The following is a 1,030-nucleotide window of genomic DNA, read 5'->3' as shown; positions in this document are numbered from 1 at the left end:
GGCCAAGCAGTGACAAACACAGTAAATGGTCTACCGGAAGGAGTAACGTTTGATCCGACAACAAATACAATAAGCGGCATAGCTACAAAAGTTGGAACTTATCCAATCGTAGTGATAAGCACTGACGCTGATGGTAATAGTACTGAGACAAAATTCAATATCAAAGTTGTAGATACGACAGCACCGACGGTGAAAGAGATTAGTGACCAAACTAAAGAAGTGAATACTGAAATTGATAACATCAAGATTGATGCGAAAGATAATAGTGGCCAAGAAGTGACAAACACAGTCAGAGGCTTACCAAGCGGAGTAACATTTGATCCGACAACAAATACAATAAGCGGCGTAGCCACAAAAGTCGGCACCTATCCAATCGTAGTGATAAGCACTGACGCTGAGGGTAATAATGTCGAGACAAAATTCAGTATCAAAGTTGTAGATACGACAGCACCGACGGTGAAAGAGATAAGTGATCAAACCAAAGAAGTGAATACTGAAATTGATAACATCGAGATTAGAGCTACAGACAATAGTGGTCAAGCAGTAACAAACACAGTAAGAGGTCTACCGGAAGGAGTAACGTTTGATCCTAGAACAAGCACAATAAGCGGTGTAGCGACGAAAGTAGGCACTTATCCAATTGTAGTGACAAGTACGGACGCCGATGGCAATAGTGTCGAGACAAAATTCAGTATCAAAGTTGTAGATACGACAGCACCGACGGTGAAAGAGATAAGTGATCAAACCAAAGAAGTGAATACTGAAATTGATAACATCGAGATTGATGCGAAAGATAATAGTGGCCAAGAAGTGACAAACACAGTCAGAGGCTTACCAAGCGGAGTAACGTTTGATTCTGGAACAAACACAATAAGCGGTGTAGCCACAAAAGTCGGCACCTATCCAATCGTAGTGATAAGCACTGACATTGAGGGTAATAGTGTCGAGACAAAATTCAATATCAAAGTTGTAGATACGACAGCACCGACGGTGAAAGAGATGAGTGATCAAACCAAAGAAGTGAATACTA

At 41.2% G+C, this 1,030-nt stretch carries 1 protein-coding gene; it reads left to right on the top strand.

Going from position 1 to position 1,030, the window contains the following annotated elements; translation table 11 throughout:
- Nucleotides 1–9 precede the first annotated feature (9 nt).
- The coding region (locus CD041_RS12480) for a putative Ig domain-containing protein (RefSeq protein ID WP_258027229.1) at nt 10–1,030 on the top strand (1,021 nt) is incomplete at its 3' end.

The sequence above is a fragment of the Staphylococcus lugdunensis genome (assembly GCF_002901705.1).
Taxonomy (GTDB): domain Bacteria; phylum Bacillota; class Bacilli; order Staphylococcales; family Staphylococcaceae; genus Staphylococcus; species Staphylococcus lugdunensis.
Note: the sequence above shows the minus strand (reverse complement) of the source record. Positions and strands in the feature narration are given on the sequence as shown.